The sequence below is a fragment of the Tsukamurella conjunctivitidis genome, assembly GCF_007858475.1.
Classification (GTDB): Bacteria; Actinomycetota; Actinomycetes; order Mycobacteriales; family Mycobacteriaceae; genus Tsukamurella; species Tsukamurella conjunctivitidis.
The window spans coordinates 1-500 of sequence record NZ_VIGX01000343.1 but is presented as its reverse complement, the minus strand read 5'-3'; the positions used below and the strand labels follow the sequence as shown (position 1 = coordinate 500).

The 500-nt window shown below is 72.0% G+C and carries 1 protein-coding gene; it reads left to right on the top strand.

What is annotated here, in order from left to right; genetic code table 11:
* The coding region (locus tag FK530_RS25705; RefSeq protein WP_146489564.1) for a pyridoxal phosphate-dependent aminotransferase at nt 1-489 on the top strand (489 nt) is incomplete at its 5' end.
* Between the last annotated feature and the right edge of the window lie 11 nt (nt 490-500).

Genomic DNA, 500 nt, shown 5'->3' with positions numbered 1-500 from the left:
GAGATCTCCACCCTGTCCAAGACCTACTCGATGGCGGGGTGGCGGTTCGGCTACGCAGCGGGGGACGCCGAGGCCATCGCTGCCCTCAGGGCCTACCAGTCGGTGGCCTTCTCGACGATCTTCGGTGCGGTCCAGGATGCGGCCGAGGCCGCCCTGCGGGGCGACCAGGACTGCGTGGGCCGGATCGCTGCCACCTACGCCCACAGGCGGGAGTCAGTGGTCGCAGGACTTCGTCGCCAGGGCTGGCACGTCGCCGCCACGCCCGGCACGTTCTTCGTCTGGGCGCGCGCCCGGGGAACCGGGGACGGGGAGGCGCTGGCCGAGCGTCTGCTCGAGGAGGCCCATGTGGCAGTCGCCCCCGGGGAAGGGTTCGGGGAGCAGGGACGCGGCTGGTTCCGTCTCAGCCTGGTCCACGATGAGGACACCCTGGTCGAGGCGCTCAGGCGCCTGGAGGAGTGGTCACGGGCGCAGGGCAGGAGCCAGGTGTGAGCGCGCGGACA